Annotated in this window: 19 protein-coding genes and 2 pseudogenes; 6 read left to right on the forward strand and 15 right to left on the reverse strand. The window is 65.2% G+C overall.

The window, feature by feature from the left end; all coding sequences use genetic code 11:
- Positions 1-128 precede the first annotated feature (128 nt).
- The 4 genes from AWB78_RS09420 to AWB78_RS09435 form a co-directional block, all read right to left on the reverse strand.
- Positions 129-1118 (reverse strand): ABC transporter permease, encoded by a 990-nt coding sequence (locus AWB78_RS09420; protein WP_062604305.1) that lies wholly within the window; start codon positions 1116-1118, stop codon positions 129-131.
- On the reverse strand, positions 1119-2708 hold the full coding sequence (locus tag AWB78_RS09425) for a sugar ABC transporter ATP-binding protein (protein WP_062604439.1): 1590 nt from the start codon (positions 2706-2708) through the stop codon (positions 1119-1121).
- A gap of 268 nt (positions 2709-2976) precedes the next feature.
- A complete protein-coding gene (locus tag AWB78_RS09430; RefSeq protein WP_062604306.1) occupies positions 2977-3939 on the reverse strand; it encodes a sugar ABC transporter substrate-binding protein in 963 nt (320 codons plus the stop codon).
- A gap of 304 nt (positions 3940-4243) precedes the next feature.
- Positions 4244-4525, reverse strand: coding sequence for a hypothetical protein (locus AWB78_RS09435; protein WP_062604307.1), 282 nt, complete (start codon positions 4523-4525; stop codon positions 4244-4246).
- 257 nt (positions 4526-4782) lie between these two features.
- Between AWB78_RS09435 and AWB78_RS45205 the strand changes: the two are divergent.
- The 4 genes and pseudogenes from AWB78_RS45205 to AWB78_RS09450 all read left to right on the forward strand — a co-directional run.
- Positions 4783-5088, forward strand: a pseudogene (locus AWB78_RS45205) (PsiF family protein); the annotation flags it as partial.
- Positions 5089-5124: 36 nt separating this feature from the next.
- Positions 5125-5217: pseudogene (locus AWB78_RS48250) on the forward strand (PsiF family protein); the annotation flags it as partial.
- Between the two features lie 221 nt (positions 5218-5438).
- Positions 5439-5903, forward strand: coding sequence for a hypothetical protein (locus AWB78_RS09445; protein ID WP_062604308.1), 465 nt, complete (start codon positions 5439-5441; stop codon positions 5901-5903).
- A 394-nt stretch (positions 5904-6297) separates the two neighbouring features.
- On the forward strand, positions 6298-6885 hold the full coding sequence (locus AWB78_RS09450) for a BPSL1445 family SYLF domain-containing lipoprotein (protein ID WP_062604440.1): 588 nt from the start codon (positions 6298-6300) through the stop codon (positions 6883-6885).
- A 103-nt stretch (positions 6886-6988) separates the two neighbouring features.
- Here AWB78_RS09450 and AWB78_RS09455 read toward each other — a convergent pair whose 3' ends face one another.
- From AWB78_RS09455 to mltG, 10 genes are all read right to left on the reverse strand, one after another.
- On the reverse strand, positions 6989-8059 hold the full coding sequence (locus tag AWB78_RS09455) for a glycosyltransferase family 4 protein (RefSeq protein ID WP_062604441.1): 1071 nt from the start codon (positions 8057-8059) through the stop codon (positions 6989-6991).
- Between the two features lie 268 nt (positions 8060-8327).
- A complete protein-coding gene (otsA, locus tag AWB78_RS09460) occupies positions 8328-9713 on the reverse strand; it encodes an alpha,alpha-trehalose-phosphate synthase (UDP-forming) (RefSeq protein WP_062604309.1) in 1386 nt (461 codons plus the stop codon).
- A gap of 90 nt (positions 9714-9803) precedes the next feature.
- Positions 9804-11042: a mechanosensitive ion channel family protein gene (locus AWB78_RS09465; protein ID WP_062604310.1), complete on the reverse strand. Its 1239-nt coding sequence runs from the start codon at positions 11040-11042 to the stop codon at positions 9804-9806.
- Between the two features lie 181 nt (positions 11043-11223).
- Positions 11224-11580, reverse strand: coding sequence for a Rap1a/Tai family immunity protein (locus AWB78_RS09470; protein WP_062604311.1), 357 nt, complete (start codon positions 11578-11580; stop codon positions 11224-11226).
- A 107-nt stretch (positions 11581-11687) separates the two neighbouring features.
- The gene (locus AWB78_RS09475) at positions 11688-12452 is read right to left on the reverse strand and encodes an ankyrin repeat domain-containing protein (protein ID WP_062604312.1); all 765 of its coding nucleotides are present in this window, start codon (positions 12450-12452) and stop codon (positions 11688-11690) included.
- 54 nt (positions 12453-12506) lie between these two features.
- On the reverse strand, positions 12507-13292 hold the full coding sequence (locus tag AWB78_RS09480; RefSeq protein WP_062604313.1) for a TatD family hydrolase: 786 nt from the start codon (positions 13290-13292) through the stop codon (positions 12507-12509).
- A 10-nt stretch (positions 13293-13302) separates the two neighbouring features.
- Positions 13303-13839 (reverse strand): GNAT family N-acetyltransferase, encoded by a 537-nt coding sequence (locus tag AWB78_RS09485; RefSeq protein ID WP_062604314.1) that lies wholly within the window; start codon positions 13837-13839, stop codon positions 13303-13305.
- Positions 13840-13859: 20 nt separating this feature from the next.
- On the reverse strand, positions 13860-14897 hold the full coding sequence (locus AWB78_RS09490) for a DNA polymerase III subunit delta' (RefSeq protein ID WP_062604315.1): 1038 nt from the start codon (positions 14895-14897) through the stop codon (positions 13860-13862).
- A gap of 19 nt (positions 14898-14916) precedes the next feature.
- The gene (gene tmk / locus AWB78_RS09495; RefSeq protein WP_062604316.1) at positions 14917-15537 is read right to left on the reverse strand and encodes a dTMP kinase; all 621 of its coding nucleotides are present in this window, start codon (positions 15535-15537) and stop codon (positions 14917-14919) included.
- Positions 15538-16548: an endolytic transglycosylase MltG gene (mltG, locus tag AWB78_RS09500; RefSeq protein WP_062604442.1), complete on the reverse strand. Its 1011-nt coding sequence runs from the start codon at positions 16546-16548 to the stop codon at positions 15538-15540.
- A gap of 104 nt (positions 16549-16652) precedes the next feature.
- Between mltG and ygfZ the strand changes: the two genes are divergently transcribed.
- Positions 16653-17639, forward strand: a complete 987-nt coding sequence (gene ygfZ / locus AWB78_RS09505) for a CAF17-like 4Fe-4S cluster assembly/insertion protein YgfZ (RefSeq protein ID WP_062604317.1) — start codon at positions 16653-16655, stop codon at positions 17637-17639.
- Between the two features lie 12 nt (positions 17640-17651).
- Entirely contained in the window at positions 17652-18470 is an 819-nt protein-coding gene (locus tag AWB78_RS09510) for an NRDE family protein (protein WP_062604318.1), read from the forward strand.
- Between the two features lie 192 nt (positions 18471-18662).
- Here AWB78_RS09510 and AWB78_RS09515 read toward each other — a convergent pair whose 3' ends face one another.
- Positions 18663-19616 carry an alpha/beta hydrolase gene (locus tag AWB78_RS09515; RefSeq protein WP_062604443.1) on the reverse strand — a complete coding sequence of 318 codons (954 nt, stop codon included), beginning with the start codon at positions 19614-19616 and terminating at the stop codon, positions 18663-18665.
- Position 19617: the final 1 nt, after the last annotated feature.

Here is a 19617-nt window from a genome sequence, read left to right on the forward strand (position 1 = left end):
CGTCCTTCGCTATCTTTGGTCCAACTGCTCTCTTATTGGTCGTAAGGCGGGCGGCGCGACCTGCTTTCGATGCGCCGCTTGTTTCCCCGCGCCCTGCTTGCTGCTTCGGTTGCTTCAATCGATTACGATCAGCCCCGCTTCCTTCTGCTGCGGTACGTATCCAGCACCACCGCCACCACGATCACCGCGCCGGTAATGATGCGCTTGGTCGGCTCGTTCGCGCCGATCTGCGCCAGCCCCGCCGCCAGCACGGAGATGATCAATACACCGAAAAACGTGCTGATGACAGAGCCGCGCCCGCCCATCAGACTCGTCCCGCCGATCACCACCGCCGCGATCACCTGCAATTCGAGGCCCGCGCCCGCGTTCGGATCGGCGGCTTCGAGGCGCGAGATCTGGAACAGCGCCGCGAGTCCGGAGAGCGCGCCCATCAGCGCAAAAACGATGACCTTGTAAGGCCGCGGATTCACGCCCGCGAGCCGCACCGCTTCCTCGTTCGTGCCGATCCCTACGAGATATCGGCCAAAAATCGTCCGGGTCAAGACCAGATGCGCAATTATCATCACCGCGACCGCAATTAAAAACGCGGGCGAGATGCCGAACGCGATCGGATTCGACAGAAAATCGAATGCATCGCCGATGTACGCCGTGCGCGAGTTCGTCATCTGGTATGCGAGCCCGCGCGCGCCTTCCAGCACGCCGAGCGACACGATGAACGACGGAATCCGCCACGCCACCGTCACGAGGCCCGTGACCGTGCCGGTCAGCGCGGCGGCCGCAAGGCCGATCAGCGCGGCGGGAAACGCCGGCCAGTGCCACTTCAGCGCGGCCACGCTCACCACCGATGCCCCGAGCGCCAGCACCGAGCCCACCGACAGATCGATGCTCGCGATGATCAGCACGAACGTCATCCCGACCGACATCACGACGAGATCCGGAATCTGGTTCGCGATCGTGCTGAACGTGTCGTACGTCAGAAAGTGCGAGCTCAGCACCGAAAACAGCGCGATCATCGCGGCGAGCGCGCCCGCGAGACCGAGGTAATTCGAAAAACCCAGGCGCGTGCCGACGCCTTTCGTGCTCGTCGGCGCATCGGCGGGCAGGTTCGCTTCGCTCATTCAATGCTCCACGTTGTCTTCGGGCGCCTTCGCGTCCGGCGCGATCGGCTCGTGCAGGATCGCCTCGCGCTTCGCGTATCCGGAGAACGCCGCGGCGAGCAGCGCGTCCTGCGTCCAGTTCGCCCGCTCGAACACGCCCGTCATGCGTCCTGCCGACATCACGCCGATGCGGTTGCAAATCAGCATCAGCTCGCGCAAATCGCTCGACACGACGACGAGCGCGCGTCCCTCGCGGGCCAATGCGCCCATCAGCCCGTAGATGTCGAACTTCGCGCCGACATCGATGCCGCGCGTCGGCTCGTCGAACAGGAGCACCGAACAGTCGCGCGCGAGCCAGCGGCCGATCACGACCTTCTGCTGGTTGCCGCCCGACAGTTCCGACACCGCCTGCGCCGGGCCGGATGTGCGGATGCGCATGGCGTCGATCTGCCGCTGCGCGAGCGCCGCCTCCTTGCGCGTATCGACGACGCCGTGCCGCGCCACCGCGCTCACATTGCCCAGTGAAACGTTCGCGGCGATGGGCAAGCTGAGCAGCAGGCCCTCGCCCTTGCGATCCTCCGTGATGAGCGCGATGCCTGCCTCGACCGCATCCGACGGCGATTGCACATGAACTTTGCGCAACGGCTGTCCACCGCGTGCGACCGACACGCTGCCCGCGTCCGCGCGATCCGCGCCGTAAATCAGCCGCATGAGCTCCGTGCGGCCCGCGCCGATCAGCCCGCTCACGCCGAAGATCTCGCCCGCGCGCACTTCGAACGACACGTCGCGCACCACGGGCGCGCGCGTCATGCCTTCCACCTTCAGCGCGACGCCGCCGATCCGGCGCTCGCCCAGATCGATGCGCTCGCCGATCTCGCGCCCGACCATCAGCGTGACGAGCCGGTCGCTCGTCAGCGCGTCCATCGGGCCGATGTGCACGAGCCGTCCGTCGCGCAGCACGGCCGCGCGCTCCGCGATGCGCCGCAGTTCCTCCAGCCGGTGCGAGATATACACGAGCGCCACGCCGCGCGCCTTCAGCCGCTCGACCTGCTCGAACAGCAGATCGACTTCGCGCGCGGTGAGCATCGCGGTCGGCTCGTCGAGGATCAGCACGCGGCAATCGCCGATCAGATTGCGCGCGATTTCCACCATCTGCTGATGCCCGATGCCGAGACCGCCGACGAGCGTGTCCGGATCGATCGCGTCGAGCCCGACCTGCGCCATCGCGTGGCGCGCGTCCTCGGCGAGCCGCTTCCGGTCGATCCATCCGAAGCCCTTGCGCGGCAAGCGGTTCAGAAACAGATTCTCCGCCACCGATAAGGTCGGCAGCAGGTTCAACTCCTGCATCACCATCCGCACGCCGAGCGCCTCGGCATCGGAACGGCTTTTCGGCGCGTAGGGATGGCCCGCCAGCGTCATCGTGCCTGTGGTCGGGTCCGTGAGCCCGCCGATGATCTTCGACAGCGTGCTCTTGCCCGCGCCGTTCTCGCCCGTGAGCGCGAGCACCTGGCCCGGGACGAGCTCGAGCGAAACGTCGGCCAGCACCGGCTCGACATATGTCTTGCCGATGCCCGTCACCGTCAGCACGTTCGCATCGTTCGATCCGGTCATGGGGCGCTTCAAGGCTTCGCTGTGCATCCTCGATGGGGGTTGCGCATGGCTTCGGATAACGGCCCGCGCCTTGTCCGGTGCGGCTCGGAGCGTTTCCCGAAATCTGCGCACGGAAGTCTTCGGCGGCCGCGGCTCGAAACCGCGCCGTCTGCCTTCCGCGCTCGTCAGTGTCTTATCGGCATGTCGGCCGCGAACTTGAGGCCTTCTTTTTTTCGGCTTTGCAAGGGCGGCGCTGCAACACGTCGCAATGCGTCGCAGCGCGCGGGACTTACTTCGTCACGAGATCGACAGGCGTTTCCACGACCTGCGAAAGCTCGGACTGCTTCTTGTGACCGGCGATCGCCTTCAGCGCCACGTCGATGCCGAACACCGCCTGCTTCGCCGCGTACTGGTCGGCGGTCGCGAGCACGCGGCCGTCCCTGAGCATCTGCTTGATCGCGCCGATGTTGTCGAAGCCGACGACCTGCACCTTGCCCGCCTTGCCCGCCGCGCGGATCGCCGACACCGCGCCGATCGCCATGTTGTCGTTGTCGCAGAGCAGCGCCTTCACGTTCGGATTCGCGTTCAGGATCTGCGCGGCGACCGCGTTGCCCTTGTCGATTTCCCACTCGCCCGACTGCAGCGCGACGACCTTCATGCCGGCCGCGTCCATCGCAGCCTTGAAGCCCGCGCTGCGCGCCTGCGAGTTCGTCGTGGTCGTCACGCCTTCGATGATCGCGACTTCATCGCCCTTCTTGAGGCGCGGGGCGAGATAGTCGCCGACCTTGCGCGCGCCCTTCTTGTTGTCGGGGCCGACAAACGGCACGTTCAGATCTTTCGACTTGAGCACGTCCGGGTCGAGCCGGTTGTCGATATTCACGACGATGATGCCCGCGTCCGCCGCCTTCTTGATCACCGGCACGAGCGCCTTGGAATCGGCCGGCGCGATGACGAGCGCGTCGACCTTCGAGACGATCATCTGCTCGACGATGCGAATCTGCGCCGCGGTGTCGGTTTCGTCCTTGATGCCGTTGGTGATCAGGTCGAACTGGCTCGAGTTGTGAGCCTGATATTCCTTCGCGCCGGTTTCCATCGTCAGGAAGAACTCGTTGGCGAGCGATTTCATGACGAGCGCGACCTTCGGCTTGGCCGGCGTTTGCGCGAACGCGGATGACGATGCAAGCGGCAGTACGGTGCAAGCGGCGAGCGCGACGGCTGCCGACAGGACGCGTCGGCGGATGGTGTGGTTCATGCGGATCTCCAGTGCTTTGTTCTGGTTTGTCTGGTCATGCGAGATGCAGCGAACACGAGCAAGGCGTTCTCGTTGCGCGCCGGACGGCGGAGGGACACGGTGGGAAAAGCGATGACGGACGCCCTGTCGCGCCCGCGTTTCCTTCATCGCCGCATTACGCGCCGCAAGCCCCCGATCGCCCGTGCAGGCGCGGTTTGAACGTTTGCTCGCCGTCGATTCTCGGTGCAGAGACGCGCGAGGTCAATCGGGCTAACGTGTAGGCTCCCGTCGAAAGCGGGCTGCCGCGTGACTCGGCGCGCCGGACTCAGAGATCCTCGACCGACTGCCCTTCCACCTTGTTGTCGATGATGTCGCGCGCGTAGTCGATGCCCGCGCGCGTCGCATCGATCGGACTTTCGAAGGGTTCCTGCTCGGGCACGCCGAACATGACCGAGCGGCCGCTCTCGCCGTGTGCGCTCTTCGCGATCGTCACGACGATATCGAAGTGGCGCGGGCCGTCGTCCGGCTCGTCGCGCTCCTTCGCGCGCCGCAATGCCTGCACCTTGATTTCGAAGCCCTTGTAATGATCGGACAGCGGCGTGGACATGAACCGTCTCCTCTGGGTTGGACGCGCATCGCACGATCATACGTCGGGCGCCTGCTTCGTGCGGCTCGGCCGATATTGGCGAAAGCGCGTCGTTGATGCCGGTCATGTAAGGCGTCTGCAAGCAGCATTCCCGCAGCCTCCCGATTTCACCTTATCCCACACACCGGTCATATTGGCTTTGCCATAATGCGCGGGCGACATGCCGCACAGACGCGCGCCGTCGAAAAACAACTGTCAATCAAATCAGGGAGCGTCAGATGAACATTCGAGCCACCGCCCTCGTTGCCGTGCTGAGCCTCACGCTCGGCTCGAACGCAGCCTTTGCCGCCAACAGCCAGCAAAGCAAGATGACCGAATGCAACAAGCAGGCGGGCGACAAGAAAGGCGACGACCGCAAGGCGTTCATGCAGAGCTGCCTGTCCGCCGCGCCCGCCGCCGCCTCCGCCGCCTCCGCGCCGATGACGCAACAGCAAAAGATGACCGCCTGCAACAGCCAGGCAGGCGACAAGAAAGGCGACGACCGCAAGGCATTCATGAAGAGCTGCCTGTCCGCCGCACCCGCCGCGCCCGCCGCCGCCTCCACACCGATGACGCAACAGGAGAAGATGACCGCCTGCAACAGCCAGGCGGGCGACAAGAAAGGCGACGACCGCAAGGCGTTCATGAAGAGCTGCCTCAGCAGCAAGGGCTGAGTTCGTCGAATGTCGCTTCGCGCCGCGCCGTTCGCGCGCGGCGTCCCTGTCGTATTTACGCTGTCTACCTGCCGTTATTGCACTGCACCCAAGCAATTGATTCGCACCGTCGTCTTTTTCTCATAAGATGGCGCGAAGGCGGCCCCTCACGAAATACAAGAAATACGCCATCGGCCGCCCCCGTTTCGAGCGAGGCGAGAAGCCGCGCATGGAGGCATCGGATGGCATGGAAACACAAGAACCGCTGGTTCAGGCGGTGGCTCGTGACGATCACGTTCTGGTTCGTGCCGGTGCTGATCGTCGCGGTGAATGAAGTGCGCGAGGAGATGGCGTACAACAATGTCGATCTCCGGAAGTCGCTCTCGACGTGGGAGCTGACCGACGCACAACGCGCGGCCGGCGCCGCCGCGCGCTGCCACGGCGTGCCCGACGAAGCGCGCGCCGCAGGCTGCCCCGCCGATGTCCTTTTGGCCAACGAGGCCAAACATCAGGCGGCTCTCGACGAATATGCCCATCGCAAGGCGACGCTCGCCGATTATCTGTGGCATGCGTTCGTCGGCTACTGGATCGTGCCCGCGGCGTTCCTGCTCGTGCTCGGCATGCTGATCGGCGGAATCAGGCGCGCGCTGCGGCGTCCACCGCGCTCGACGTCCTCTGCCGAAGTAAAAACGACGAGTCATCCGTGAGTGACGGCCGGGTACGGTCGTTGCTACTTTCTTCTGCAGTTTTTCCGGCCACGCGAAGGCACTGCCGCGAAAATTGTGCTTGCTCAGAATCGAGGATTCGGGCGAAAACGCCGTTTCCATTTCGGTTTAGCCGAAGCTTCGCCTAACCTGATAGGAGGCGCACCATCCGGCCGAAAGTAATATGTAAATTTCCGCGTCACCGGCTTGATGGGGCCGGATTCGGAGTAAGCTTTGAGCCGTTGGTGCACTTGCGCGTCGCGAAGCCCGAGAACCGCGAGTGACAAGGCTTTGGGCGTGCGGGCCGCGGTTCGCGTTTCATATGGCTGTGCTATAACTTTGCGTGCCTCACCCTCCCGCTCTATGGGGTTTCCTACTTCCACGATGGAGAACAATGATGCAAAGACGAAACTTCATGCTCAAGTCGACTGCCGTCCTGGCGCTGGGAGGCCTAGCGCTTGCCGGCTGCACGACGAACAGGAATGCCGGCGCGGAACAGGCCGCGGGCGCCGCCGATGAGCACCGGTCCATTGACGCCGACGTCGACAGCACCATTCAGCGTCTCTACGCCACCGTTTCCGGCTCGCGCGAACTGGTCGCGAAAGCGCGCGGCGTGCTGGTGTTCCCGTCGGTGCTCCAGGCGGGCTTCATCGTCGGCGCGCAATACGGCAAGGGTTCGCTGCGCGTGGGCGGCAGCACCGTGGGCTACTACAGCACCACCTCCGGCTCATTCGGCCTGACGGCGGGCGCGCAATCGAAGGCGCTGATCTTCCTGTTCATGACGCAGGACGCGCTCGACAAATTCCGCAATTCGGACGGCTGGTCGGCTGGCGCGGACGCATCGGTGGCGCTGGTCAAGATGGGCGCGAACGGCAGCATCGACACGACCACCGCGACCAAGCCGGTCGAGGTCATCGTGCTGACCAACGCGGGTCTGATGGCCGATGTCTCGCTGGAAGGCACGAAGGTTTCGCGCCTGAAGTAGTGAGCGCGCGCCGCTGGCGGCGCCTGACCGCAGAGCATGACCGCCGTGTGGCGCAACCTTCGGGTCGCGCCACACGGCGGTTTTTTCTTGGTTTTCCGAGCGATCAGCTCGTCGTCGCGCGATCGATCAGCTTGAAGCGCGAACGCTTTTGCGCGCGCACGACGGCCTGATACGCGTCGAGATACTGCCGCGCCATGCGATGCGACGTGAAGCGCTCCTCGAAGCGCTTGCGCACGCACTCGCGCGGCAAGGTATGCAGGCGGTTCACCGCCGCCACCGCGCCGATCTCGTCCTCGACGATGAAGCCCGAGACGCCCTCGTCCACCACTTCGGGCACCGCGCCGCGATTGAACGCGATGACAGGCGTGCCGCACGCCATCGCTTCGATCATCGCGAGGCCGAAGGGCTCCGGCCAGTCGATCGGGAACAGGAGCGCATGCGCACCCGACAGGAATTCGGCCTTCTGCGTGTCGTTGATCTCGCCGATGAATTCGACGTACGGCAATTCCAGAAGCGGCGCGATTTCGCGCTCGAAATATTCGTGATCGGCGGCATCGACCTTGGCGGCGATCTTGATCGGCAAGCCGCAGCGGCCCGCGATGCGGATGGCCGTATCGACGCGCTTTTCCGGCGAAATGCGCCCGAGAAAGGCGAGGTACTTCTGCTCGACCGGCTGCGGCACATAGAGCGTCTCCGGCAGGCCGTGATAGACCGTGGTGATCCATCTGGCCTGCGGCAGCGGATGCCGCTGCGAATCCGAGATGGACACGACGGGCGCCGTGTTGAAGGTGTCGAACACCGGCTGCTGCTCGGGAAGATCGAGACGCCCGTGCATGGTCGTGATGAACGGCGTGTCCTGACGCTTGAAGAGCGAGAACGAGTAATAGTCCATGTGAAAGTGCAGGACATCGAACTCTTCCGCGCGGCGCCGCACGAGTTCCATCAGCAGCATATGCGGCGCGATGCGGTCGCGGATCGCCGGGTCGAGCCGCAGCGCGCGCGGCCACACGGGTTCCAGGTTGGCGCTGGTCTGCGAATCGCCGGTTGCGAATAGCGTCACCTCGTGACCGAGCTCGACGAGCGCCTCGGTGAGGTACGACACCACGCGCTCGGTTCCGCCGTAGAGCTTCGGCGGCACCGATTCGGTCAGCGGAGCAATCTGGGCAATTCTCATCGTTCTCGTCTCCATGCGGATTTCGACGTGCGGCACGACTACGTGGGCCGGCCGCGGCGCGCATCGAGTATGACAGTGGAATGTAAGACCGCCAACGAGGTTTGCCCTTAGGCGTTATTCCGTCTCGCGTCACGGGTCGATGCCTGTCGCGGGTCGCGAAAACGACACCACGACGAGCGCATTATGGAGTGCAAATGCGCCCGTTACGGACGTCTCTTGCATTTTCATCGCTCTGTTACAGGGCCGAAACATTCGTTTCGCGGGGCCGTTACGCTTTGGCGCCGCCGCGCAGATCCGCGAGAAAATCGTCGCGCCACACGCCCAGATCGTGCTTGCGCAGCGCAGCCATGTTGGTTGCGTAGCGCTCCTTGCGCTCGGCGAGCGGCATCGCGAGCGCGCGTCCGATCGCCTCGCTCGTGCCGACGATATCGTGCGGATTCACCATCACCGCGCCGGTCATTTCGTCGGCTGCTCCGGCGAATTGGGACAGCACGAGCACGCCGGGATCGTCCGGATTCTGCGCGGCGACGTATTCCTTCGCGACGAGATTCATGCCGTCGCGCAGCGGCGTGACGAGCCCGATCTGCGATTCGCGGAAAAGCGACATCAGCTTCCACCGGTCGTAGCGCTGGTTCAGATAGCGGATCGGCGTGTAGTCGAGCCCGGAGTAACGTCCGTTGATGCGCCCCGCTTCGTACTCCAGATTCTGGCGGATCTGCTGATAGGTCTCGACGTCGGAGCGCGTCGGCGGCGCGATCTGCACGAGCGTGACGTTGCCGCGCCACTCCGGCGACTTTTCCAGGAAATGCTCGAATGCCCGAAAACGCTCGACGAGCCCCTTCGAATAATCGAGCCGGTCCACGCTCATGATGAGCTTGCGGCCTTCGAGACTCTGCTTCAGGTCCATCACGTCCTGACGCGCCTCGCCGCGCTCGGCCTGCTCCGCGATCTCGTCCGGAAACACGCCGATCCGGTAGACGTTCGTCCTGAGCTTCCTGCCGAACGCTTCGACGTGTCCGCCGGGCGTCGCGGTGCCGTGCGCGTGCCGGATGATGTAATCGTGAAACGCGGTGCGATCGCCTTCGGTCTGAAAACCGACGACGTCATAGCAGCACAGCGACCTGACGAGCTCCTCGTGCGGTGGGATGTTCAAGAGAATCTGCGGCGACGGAAACGGAATGTGCAGAAAGAAGCCCATGCGATTGTTGATGCCGGCCGAGCGCAGCGCCTCGGCGAACGGAATCAGGTGATAGTCGTGCACCCAGATGATGTCGTCGGGTTCGAGCAGCTTGATGAGCTTGTGCGCGAGCCACGCGTTCACGCGCCGGTAGCCCGCGTATTCGTCGCGGTCATAGACGGCGAGATCGTTGCGATAGTGAAAGACCGGCCACAGCATCGCGTTGGAAAAGCCGCGGTAGTACTGGTCGTAGTCCTTTTTCGGCAGGCCGACGGTCGCGAAGGTCACCGCGCCGTCCTGTTCGAGCTTCGGCCCCTGGTTGGCCACGGTCTCGCTCACCACGTCCCCGCTCCAGCCGAACCAGACGCCGCCGCTGTCCTTCAGCGCGCCGAAGACGCCGACGGCGAGCCCGCCCGCGGAGCCCTTGGTTTCGGTCGGCGTGGCGACCCGGTTGGATACGACGACGAGACGGCTCATATGCTTTCCCTTTCCTCTTCGAACGTTTGATTTCAGGATAATCCCGAAATTTTCGACTGAAAAACGCCGTGCGGGTTTCTTTCCCTCGAGTCAGGTTTTCTCGGCGGGCGTCGGCGCGGTGGACGCCGCCGAATGCGCGCGAGGGTTCGGCCCGGTCGGCTCGCCGCGGCTCGCGACCGGGTCGGCGGCGGTGTTCGCCGTGCTCGCCGTCTGCGCCGTGCCCGCGCGTTCGAGCGGCGGCGCGAAATCGACATGATGGTCCTTATCCGTCGACAAATCCGCCCGCGCGCGCGGCAGATACTGCGGATACGCGGCCTGCACGAAGTTCACGAGCCCTTCGCGCACCCGGCAGCGCAAGTCCCAGTTGAGCGCCGAATCGAAAGAACTGACGAGCACGCGAAGCTGCATCGCGCGATCGGTGGCGTCGGTGACTTGCAGCACCTGCACGCGCCCGTCCCACTCCGGCGCGTGCGCGAGAATGCGTTCGAGCTCTTCGCGCAGCGGCGCCATCGGCATGCGGTAATCCACGTACAAAAACACCGTGCCGATGATCTGCGAGCTATTGCGCGTCCAGTTCGTGAACGGATTCTCGATGAACCACTGCAACGGCACGATGAGCCTGCGCTGATCCCAGATGCGGATCGACACATACGTGCCCGTGATTTCCTCGACGCGTCCCCACTCGCCCTGAATCACGACGACATCGTCGAGGCGGATCGGCTGCGACAGCGCGATCTGCAGCCCCGCGATCAGATTGCCGAGCACCGGCCGCGCCGCGATACCGGCGACCAGCCCGGCGACGCCCGCCGAAGCCAGCAGGCTCGCGCCGATCTGCCGCACGCTCGGGAACGCCATCAGCGCCGCGCCGAAACCGATGATGACGATCACCACCATCACCGAGCGCGCGAGCACGCGCGCCTGCGTGTGGATGCGGCGCGCGTTGAGGTTGTCGTCGGTGTCGAGCGGATGCGCCTGCACGATCGCCTCGCCCACCGCGCCCGCCGAGCGCGCCGCGAGGAACGTGAGCGCGCCGATCAGCGCGACGGTTTCCATATCGCGCAGCACGCCGATGAACGGCAGCGAATCGGGCGCCTCGAAGATCATGAAGCCGATGCCGAGGAAGACGAGCAGGATGAGCGCGGGCGCGTCGATGTAGCGCAACACGACGCTCATCAGCGGATACGGGCGCGCGATGCGCGTCAGGATGCGCGCGCCGATGCGATGCACGCCGATCGCGACCGCCACGGCGATCGCGGCGACGACGAATGCGCCGGGCCAGGTGCCGAGCGGCCGTTCGGCCAGGTCCAGGAAGTGATTCAGTGAGAGCATGAGCGTCGCGGGATCAGCCTCGTGAAGTGACGAGCGTCGAGGTGGATACGGCGGTCGCATCGCACGGATGCGGGATGCTGCGCGATGTTGCCGGGCGGCCGTGCGGGCGCGGCCACCGTGCCTGCCGTGTCAGCAAGCGTGACGCCACGACGCGCGCAGGCGCGCCGGCGTCAACAAGCGCTCAGCGTTCCGCCTTGCAGGGAAACGCCTTGCCGAGGCCGAGCGAGACCATCGTGGTCGCGTTGTAGTCGGCCTTGTCGGGATTGTTGGCGATGTACTTGCGCACCGCGTCCGTGAGCTGCTGCGGCTTCACGTCCGCCGGCAGGCAGAAGTACTGGCCGATCTGCGGCCCGGAGGTTCCGCCGATCGCCTCGATCGTGTTGTAGATGCCGTCCGCTGCGCCTTCGATATAGGCCGCGCAGGCGGTCCGCGAGTTGGGATCCGTTTTGGTGCAGAGCTTGTTCAGATCGTTGCCGGTGAACGCGAACGCGCACACGGGCGTCGCGAGAGCACAGGCGATGACGAATTCCCGCAGCATGGTCTTCCTTTTATGTTGAGCGGCGGCTCGATTGGGACAACGGGTGCGGAGCGACGCGCGGCCGCGCCTGGCCGCCCTCGCCCCGAATCCTGAAACCGCGCGCTGCGCTATTTTGCACCGTTTGAGCCGCTTTGCGGAGCGCCGCCGCCTTGCGGCATCGAATCCAGGCGCGCCTGCAGGCCCGCGGCGACATCCCTCGCCTCGTACTTCCGGGCGAAGTCCACGGCTGTCATGCCGAGCTGATTCTTGACGCGCAGATCCGCGCCTTCGTCGAGCAGCAGCTTGCAGGTCGACAGATGATTGCCGCGCGCGGCCATCATGAGCGGCGTCGTGCCGTTGGGCGAGCCCGCGTCGATATACGCCGAATGGTCGACCAGGATCTTCACGATATCGTCATGACCGTTGGTCGCCGCGTAGTGCAGCGGCGTCCAGCCCTTCTTGTTCACTTCGGCATCCTTGGCGATCAGCAGATTCACGAAGGTGGCGTCGCCGTTGAGCGCGGCGAGCATCATCGCGTTCTCGCCGGCGGGGTCGAGCTTTTCCAGATCGGTCTTCGGATTGTCGGCGAGCAACTGGCCGACCTTGTCCGACTTCTCGCGCGCCGCGATCACGATGATCGGCGTGCCGGTGTCGTCGACCGTGTTCGGGTCCGCGCCCTGCGCGAGCTGTTTCTTGACAGCCGAGACGTCGTCGAACTTGACCGCCTTGATGAGCGAGTCCACGGATGCGGCCCAGACCGGCTGCGCGACGGCGCAGGCCGCCAGCAGTGCGCCGGCGACCAGGCCGCGCACGGCCGCGCCCTTGCGCGATGTGCGGGAAACGTTTGGCGCGCTCGCCGCGGACAGGGTGGAAACCATCGGGGAATTGTTCATAAGAGACCTTCGGATTGCCTTGAAACAGTTTTTTTGCGCGCGGGCCGGCCGCCCTCAGGCTGGCCGCGCGATCTTGAATAGCCGGAAGAAGTTGTCGGTGGTTGCCTGTGCGACCGCTTCCTCCGGCTGTTCGCGCAACTGCGCGATGAAACGTCCGACATAACTCACGTACGCAGGTTCATTCGGCTTGCCGCGATACGGCACGGGCGCGAGATACGGCGAGTCGGTCTCGATGAGCAGACGCTCGATCGGCACGCGCCGCGCGACCTCCTGCACATCCTTCGCATTCTTGAACGTGACGATGCCCGACAGCGAGATATGGAAGTTCTGCGCGAGCGCCTTCTCGGCGACCTCCCACGGCTCGGTGAAGCAATGCATGACGCCGCCCGGCACGCCCGCGCGCTCTTCCTCCATGATGCGCAGCGTGTCCTCCGACGACGAGCGCGTATGCACGATGAGCGGCTTGCCCGTAGCGTGCGCGGCGCGGATGTGCGTGCGAAAGCGCTCGCGCTGCCATTCCATGTCGGCGATGCTGCGCCCTTCTAGACGATAGTAGTCGAGCCCGGTCTCGCCGATCGCGCAGACCTTCGGATGCTTCGCCAGCTCGACGAGTTCCGCGACGCTCGGCTCTCTCATGTCCTCGTGATCCGGATGCACGCCCACCGACGCATACACGTTCTCGTGCTGCTCCGCGATCTCCAGCACCGAAGGCAGCGTCTCGAGATCGACGGACACGCACAGCGCATGCGTGACCGCGTGCGCGCGCATCTTGTCGAGGACGTCGGGCAGACGGTCGGCGAGCCCTTCGAAGTTGATATGACAGTGCGAATCGACGAACATCCGGTGCTCCTTAATGCATGCCTTGCATGGCTTGGCTCGCGGCCCGCTGCCCGTCGAGGCGCAGGCCGAGAATGACGAGATCGCGCTCGACGCCGTCCAGCACGGCGACGCGCGGCAGCGTGCCCCACGCTTCGAAACCGAAGCCGGCGAAGAGCTTCATGCTCGCCGCGTTATGGCCGAAGACGAAGCCGAGCACGGTATCGACGTTCAGCGACGGCGCGCGGTCGAGCGCCTCGCGCAGCAGCTTCTTGCCGAGGCCCTTGCCGCGCGCGCGCTCGTCCAGATAAATGCTTACTTCGACGGTGCGCGCATACGCCGGACGGCCATAGAAGTCCGAGAAGCTCAGCCACGCGATCACGTCGCCGCTTTCCTCGACGACCCACAGCGGACGCGATTGCGGGCTGTGCGCCTGAAACCACGCGAGACGGCTTTCGACGGTGACCGGATCGAGGTCCGCCGTGACGAGGCGCGAGGCGATCGTCGAATTGTAGATGGCGACGATAGCGGGCAAATCGTCGAGTGTGGCGTCGCGGTAGCTGGGATTCATGGCTGTGCTGTCGTGTGCCGTCAGGCCGTATAAATCCCGCGATAACCGATGAACAGTTCCTCGAACACGAGGCGCGCGTTGAGCGGGTGATTTTCGACCGCGCGCTGCCGGGTGACGGTTTTCATGTAGCGGGCGAGCGCGGCGGCATCGGCGCTTTGCGCGCAACGCGCGAGCGCCTTGGCCGCGCCGGGGAAATAACGCGGCCGGCCCGCCGTGCGCTGGGCGAGCAGATCGTAGAGCCAGCGCTGCAGCCAGCCGAGCACGAGCGGCACGGGCAGCTTCTGCAGATTCTCGCCGCAGGCGAAAGCATCGCAGTTCGGGCCGGCGGCGAGCTGCGCGAGCGTGAAGTCGCGCAAGGCGCGGTTGTCGTCGTTCGCGAGCGCAAGCGCGGCAAGCGGCGCGCCGCCCGACTGCGCGAGCAGCCCCGCCGCATCGTCGACGCCTTGCGATGCGAGCCACGCGCTCGCTTCATCCGGCTGAGGCACGCCCATCGGCCATTGACGGCAGCGGCTGATGATCGTCGGCAGCAGCCGGTCGATGCGCGCCGACACGAGCAGGAACACTACGCCCGCGGGCGGCTCCTCGAGCGTTTTCAGAAGCGCGTTCGACGCCGCGACGTTGAGCGCCTCGGCCGGATACAGCAGCACGACGCGCATGCCGCCGCGATGCGAACCGACGCCGCAGAAGTCCAGCAGCGCGCGCACCTGCTCGATCTTGATTTCCTTGCTGGGCGTTCGCGTTTTCTTGCCTTCGTCGCCATCGGCTTTTTCGGCGGCATCGGTTGCATCGCCGCTTCCGGCCGCGAGACCGGCGAGCGCTTCAGGCAGTACGGCGCGGTAATCGGGATGATTGCCCTGCGAAAACCACAGGCAAGCCGGGCATGTGCCGCATGGCTCGCCGTTGGCGGCCGGCGTCTCGCACAGAAGCCCCTGCGCGAGATGCTGCGCGAACTGCAACTTGCCGATGCCCGCTTCCCCATGCAGCAACAACGCATGCGGCCAGTGCGCACGCAATTGCTGGAGACGCTGCCAGTCGTCGGTTTGCCAAGGGTAGATCATCGATAGGTTTTTAAATTAATCAGAGGCTTGAAACGATTTCTTCGAGCTTTTTGCGAATATCGCCGATAGGCCGGGTCGAATCGACGATGTAAAAGCGCTGCGGCGATTCCTCCGCGCGGCGCAGATATTCGTTGCGCGTGCGCTCGAAGAATGCCTGCGACTCGCTCTCGAACTTGTCCGGCGCGCGCGCGGCCGAGCGGCGCTCGCTCGCGGTGTCGGTCGGCACGTCGAAGAGCACCGTGAGATCCGGCTGAAAACCGCCCTGAACCCAGCGTTCCAGCGCTTCCAGCTTGTCGCGCGGCAGACCGCGCCCGCCGCCTTGGTACGCGAAAGTCGCGTCCGTGAAACGGTCCGACAGCACCCAGTCGCCGCGCGAAAGCGCCGGTTCGATGACCTGCGCCAGATGCTCGCGGCGCGCGGCGAACATCAGCAGCGCTTCGGTTTCGAGATCCATCGGCTGATTCAGCAGAATGCCGCGCAGCGTTTCGCCGAGTGGCGTGCCGCCCGGTTCGCGCGTCATCACGACCTGATGTCCGCCCGGTGCGACCTTGGCCGCGAGTTGCTGGCGGAACCAGTCGAGGTGCGTGGTCTTGCCCGCGCCGTCGATGCCTTCGAACGTGATGAACTTGCCGCGCGCCATTCATTGACCCCGGATGTATTTGTCGACGGCCTTGTTGTGGTCGCCCAGATTGTCGGAAAAGATGCTGCTGCCGTCGCCGCGCGACACGAAATACAGCGCGTTGCTCGCGGCGGGATTGAGCGTGGCGTTCAATGCGGCCACGCCGGGCAGCGCGATCGGAGTCGGCGGCAGGCCCATGCGCGTGTAGGTATTGTACGGAGTGTCCGTCTGCAGGTCCTTTTTCCTCAGCTTGCCGCCATAGGCCGGGCCGAGGCCGTAGATCACGCTCGGGTCCGTCTGCAGCGGCATGCCGATGCGCAGCCGGTTCGCGAACACCGCCGCGACGAGCGGCCGGTCCTGCGCGCGCCCCGTCTCCTTCTCGACGATCGACGCCATGACGAGTGCCTCATAAGGCGTCTTGTAAGGCAGATTCTGCGCGCGCGTGTTCCATGCTTCGGTGAGCCGCGCCTGCATCGTCCGATACGCGCGCTTGTAGACCGCGAGATCGCTCGTGCCTTTGTCGAAGAGATAGGTGTCGGGGAAGAACAGCCCTTCGGCCGATGCCTTGTCCACTTCCGCTGCACCGATGGCGCGCAAGAGGTCGGTGTCGGTCATGCCCACGGTGTCGTGTTTCAGCGCGGGATTGCTGTCTAGTTCACCGCGCATTTTCTGCAACGTCCAGCCTTCGATGACGGTCGCGACATATTCGTTCACGTCCCCTCGTGCGATCTTCTGCAGCACCTCGTAAGGTGTGACGCCGCTCTTGAACGCGTAGTTGCCCGACTTCAGTTGTGCGGACAGGCCGAGCACGCGCGTCATCAGCACGAACAACTCCGGCTCGACGGGCACGCCGCCGCGGTTCAACTGGGCGCTCACGCTGCGCAGGCTGCTATGGGGCTTGATGGTGACGTCGAGCTCGGGCGTCGACAGTTCCATGGGCCGGTTGGCCCACCACCAGACGCCGCCGGCGACGGCCGCCGCGAGCATCGCGGCAAGCACCGCCGCCACGACGCATTTCTTCAGAAAGGACATGCGAAACACACTTGAGATAAGACCAATATAATAACTTGCCGCCTGCGCCAGAGCCGCTTTCGCCGGCCCGCGCCCAAATGACAGGATTGACAGCCCGCCCGCTCATGAATTCCCAGACCACCGCCCTCACCGCTTCCGATTTCGAAACCGTCAAGACCGCCGGCGCGTACATGCCGCTCACGCAGTTCGGCGTGATCGACGTCAAGGGCGAGGACGCCGCCCCGTTCCTGCACAACCAGGTCACGAACGACGTCCAGCATCTCGATGCATCCACCGCGCGGCTCGCGGGCTACTGCTCCCCGAAGGGCCGCCTTCTCGGCTCGTTCCTGATGTGGCGCACGGCCGACGCGGTGCGCCTTCTGATCGCGCGCGACGTGCAGGCCGCCGTGCAAAAGCGTCTGTCGATGTTCGTGCTGCGCTCGAAGGCGAAGCTCACCGACGCGACGTCCGAAGTTGCCGCGGTCGGTTTCGCGGGCGACGTGCGCGCGGCGCTGTCCGGCATCTTCGATGCGCTGCCCGACGGCGTCCACGTGAAGGTCGAAGGCCCGCACGGCTCGCTGATCCGCGTGCCGGACGCGGCGCACCGTCCGCGCTTTCTGTGGGTCGGTCCGAAGGCCGATGTCGAGGCCCGGCTCGCCAAGCTCGACGAAAAACTGCAGCGCGTGCCGGAGACGATGTGGGACTGGCTCGACATCCACGCGGGCGAGCCGCGCATCACGCACGCGACGGTCGAGCAGTTCGTCCCGCAGATGGTGAACTTCGACGTGCTCGGCGCGGTGAACTTCAAGAAAGGCTGCTATCCGGGCCAGGAGATCGTCGCGCGCAGCCAGTATCGCGGCACGATCAAGCGGCGCACGGCACTCGCCCATGCCGATACCGCGACGCCCGGCGCGGAGCTCTTTCATTCCGGCGATCCCGGCCAGCCGTGCGGGCTCGTCGTCAATGTGGCGCCCGCGGAGGGCGGCGGCGTCGATTGTCTCGTGGAGATCAAGCTCGCCGCGCTCGATGACGGCACGGTGCACGTCGGCTCCGCCGATGGCCCGGCGCTCGGCTTCGTGCCGCTGCCTTATGCGTTTCCCGCCGACGCCTGAGGTTTCGCGCGCATGTGTCTGATCGTCTTCGACTGGCAGCCTGCGGCTTCGCGTGAGAACGGCCGCGCGTTGCTGACGCTCTCGGCGAACCGCGACGAGTTCTTTCGCCGCGACGCCGAGCCGATGCACTGGTGGAGCGACGCGCCCGGCGTTCTTGCGGGCCGCGATCTCACGGGCGGCGGAACGTGGCTCGGCATATCGCGCGATGGCCGCTTCGCCGCGCTGACGAATTATCGCGCGCCGGGCGAAGTGCGGCCGAATGCGCCGACGCGCGGTACGCTCGTGAGCGCGTTTCTCGCCGGCGAGCGTCTCGCGCCGCTCGATTATCTCGAGCGCGTGGCCGAGGAAGGTCACCGTTACAACGGTTTCAATCTGCTTTGCGGGGATTTCGCGCGACGCGAGCTCGGCTGGTACGGCAATCGCGCCGATGCGCCGCCCGCCCTGCTCGATGCCGGCGTGCATGGCTTATCCAACAGCCTTCTGAACACGCCGTGGCCGAAGCTCGTCGCGCAGCGCGAGGCCTTGTGCGATCTGATCCACGCCGATGAGCGTCCGTCGCTCGATGAGCTCATCGAGACCTTGCGCGATCCGCGCATCGCGAACGACGAGCATTTGCCGTCGACGGGCATTTCGATCGAACGTGAGCGCGTGCTGTCGGCGGCGTTCATCGAAACGGCGGACTACGGCACACGCAGCACGACGGCTTTGCGCGTGATGCCTTCGGCGCGTGGCTTATCGGTCGATATCAAGGAACGCAGCGACGATGACGGTTCGCATCGCATCGTCAGGCCGGGGGCGTTCGAGCGGGCGTTCGGGTTCGAGGTCGCGTGACATACACGGTTGCGGCGACGAGCAGCGCAGTGATGACATCGACTGCCCCGAGCACGGGCAAGGGATCGGACCGGCGGCGCCAAGCCTGGTTTGCAGGGTTGTGATGTTCACGGCGAATCTGTGCCGATCGAATGGCTGAAACGCCATTTAACATTCCGAAGCAGATTCCTTGCAGGCGAAAACTCGGATTCTTTATTCGAACACCGTCCGCAACGCCCTCACCGCATCCGCATGCGCTTCCGCCACTTCCGGCACGAACCCGCCCATCTTGAAGAACTCGTGGATCATGCCTTCGTAGCGCACGAGCGTGACCGGCACGCCCGCTTCCTCGAGTCTTGAAGCAAACGCAATGTCCTCGTCATAGAGCGGATCATGATCCGCCGCCGCGATCCATGCGGGCGCGACGCCCGTGAAATCCGGCACGCCACGCGCCGCATCGAGCGGTGCGAAGCGCCAGTCGTCGCGGTCGCGCTCGTCGCGCACATACTGCTCGAAGAACCATTGAATCGTTTCGCCGGAAAGCAGATAGCCCTCCGCGAGCCGCGCATGCGATGCGCTCTCCTGCCACGCGCTCGTTCCCGGATAGATCAGCAGTTGCAGCCGCAGGCCGATGCCCGCATCGCGCGCGAGCACCGCGCACACGATCGCGAGCGTGCCGCCCGCGCTGTCGCCGCCGATCGCGAGCCGCCCGGGATCGATGCCGAGCGTCGGCGCCTCGCGCGCGAGCCACTGCAGCGCATCGAACGCGTCGTGCACCGCGACGGGAAACTTGTGCTCCGGCGCGAGCCGGTAATCGACCGATACGACCGCGCAACTCGCGTCGTGCGCGAGCTTGCGGCACAGCGCGTCGTGCGTCGACACGCTTCCGACCGTGAATCCGCCGCCATGCAGATACAGCAGCGCGGCAGAAGGTTCGGCCCAGCTCGGTTCGGCAGGCTGATACACGCGCACGCCGATGGTTTCGCCATCGCGCGCCGGAATGCGCAGGTCTTCGACGCTGTGCATCGGCAGCGGCGCGATATCGAGAATCTGCGCGCTCATCGCGTAGGCGGCGCGCGCCTGTTGCGGCGTCAGCGTGTGATACGGCGGGCGATTGGCGCGCGCGACCATCTCCAGGATTTGCGCGATCTTCGGATTGAGCGGCATC

This window comes from Caballeronia calidae, assembly GCF_900044055.2.
Taxonomy (GTDB): domain Bacteria; phylum Pseudomonadota; class Gammaproteobacteria; order Burkholderiales; family Burkholderiaceae; genus Caballeronia; species Caballeronia calidae.

Bases quoted from the DNA above. Each gene is read 5' to 3' on its own strand.
- AWB78_RS09420 (WP_062604305.1), bottom strand. From the start codon at position 1,118: ATGAGCGAAGCGAACCTGCCCGCCGATGCGCCGACGAGCACGAAAGGC.
- AWB78_RS09425 (WP_062604439.1), bottom strand. From the start codon at position 2,708: ATGACCGGATCGAACGATGCGAACGTGCTGACGGTGACGGGCATCGGC.
- AWB78_RS09430 (WP_062604306.1), bottom strand. From the start codon at position 3,939: ATGAACCACACCATCCGCCGACGCGTCCTGTCGGCAGCCGTCGCGCTC.
- AWB78_RS09435 (WP_062604307.1), bottom strand. From the start codon at position 4,525: ATGTCCACGCCGCTGTCCGATCATTACAAGGGCTTCGAAATCAAGGTG.
- AWB78_RS09445 (WP_062604308.1), top strand. From the start codon at position 5,439: ATGGCATGGAAACACAAGAACCGCTGGTTCAGGCGGTGGCTCGTGACG.
- AWB78_RS09450 (WP_062604440.1), top strand. From the start codon at position 6,298: ATGCAAAGACGAAACTTCATGCTCAAGTCGACTGCCGTCCTGGCGCTG.
- AWB78_RS09455 (WP_062604441.1), bottom strand. From the start codon at position 8,059: ATGAGAATTGCCCAGATTGCTCCGCTGACCGAATCGGTGCCGCCGAAG.
- otsA (WP_062604309.1), bottom strand. From the start codon at position 9,713: ATGAGCCGTCTCGTCGTCGTATCCAACCGGGTCGCCACGCCGACCGAA.
- AWB78_RS09465 (WP_062604310.1), bottom strand. From the start codon at position 11,042: ATGCTCTCACTGAATCACTTCCTGGACCTGGCCGAACGGCCGCTCGGC.
- AWB78_RS09470 (WP_062604311.1), bottom strand. From the start codon at position 11,580: ATGCTGCGGGAATTCGTCATCGCCTGTGCTCTCGCGACGCCCGTGTGC.
- AWB78_RS09475 (WP_062604312.1), bottom strand. From the start codon at position 12,452: ATGAACAATTCCCCGATGGTTTCCACCCTGTCCGCGGCGAGCGCGCCA.
- AWB78_RS09480 (WP_062604313.1), bottom strand. From the start codon at position 13,292: ATGTTCGTCGATTCGCACTGTCATATCAACTTCGAAGGGCTCGCCGAC.
- AWB78_RS09485 (WP_062604314.1), bottom strand. From the start codon at position 13,839: ATGAATCCCAGCTACCGCGACGCCACACTCGACGATTTGCCCGCTATC.
- AWB78_RS09490 (WP_062604315.1), bottom strand. From the start codon at position 14,897: ATGATCTACCCTTGGCAAACCGACGACTGGCAGCGTCTCCAGCAATTG.
- tmk (WP_062604316.1), bottom strand. From the start codon at position 15,537: ATGGCGCGCGGCAAGTTCATCACGTTCGAAGGCATCGACGGCGCGGGC.
- mltG (WP_062604442.1), bottom strand. From the start codon at position 16,548: ATGTCCTTTCTGAAGAAATGCGTCGTGGCGGCGGTGCTTGCCGCGATG.
- ygfZ (WP_062604317.1), top strand. From the start codon at position 16,653: ATGAATTCCCAGACCACCGCCCTCACCGCTTCCGATTTCGAAACCGTC.
- AWB78_RS09510 (WP_062604318.1), top strand. From the start codon at position 17,652: ATGTGTCTGATCGTCTTCGACTGGCAGCCTGCGGCTTCGCGTGAGAAC.
- AWB78_RS09515 (WP_062604443.1), bottom strand. From the start codon at position 19,616: ATGCCGCTCAATCCGAAGATCGCGCAAATCCTGGAGATGGTCGCGCGC.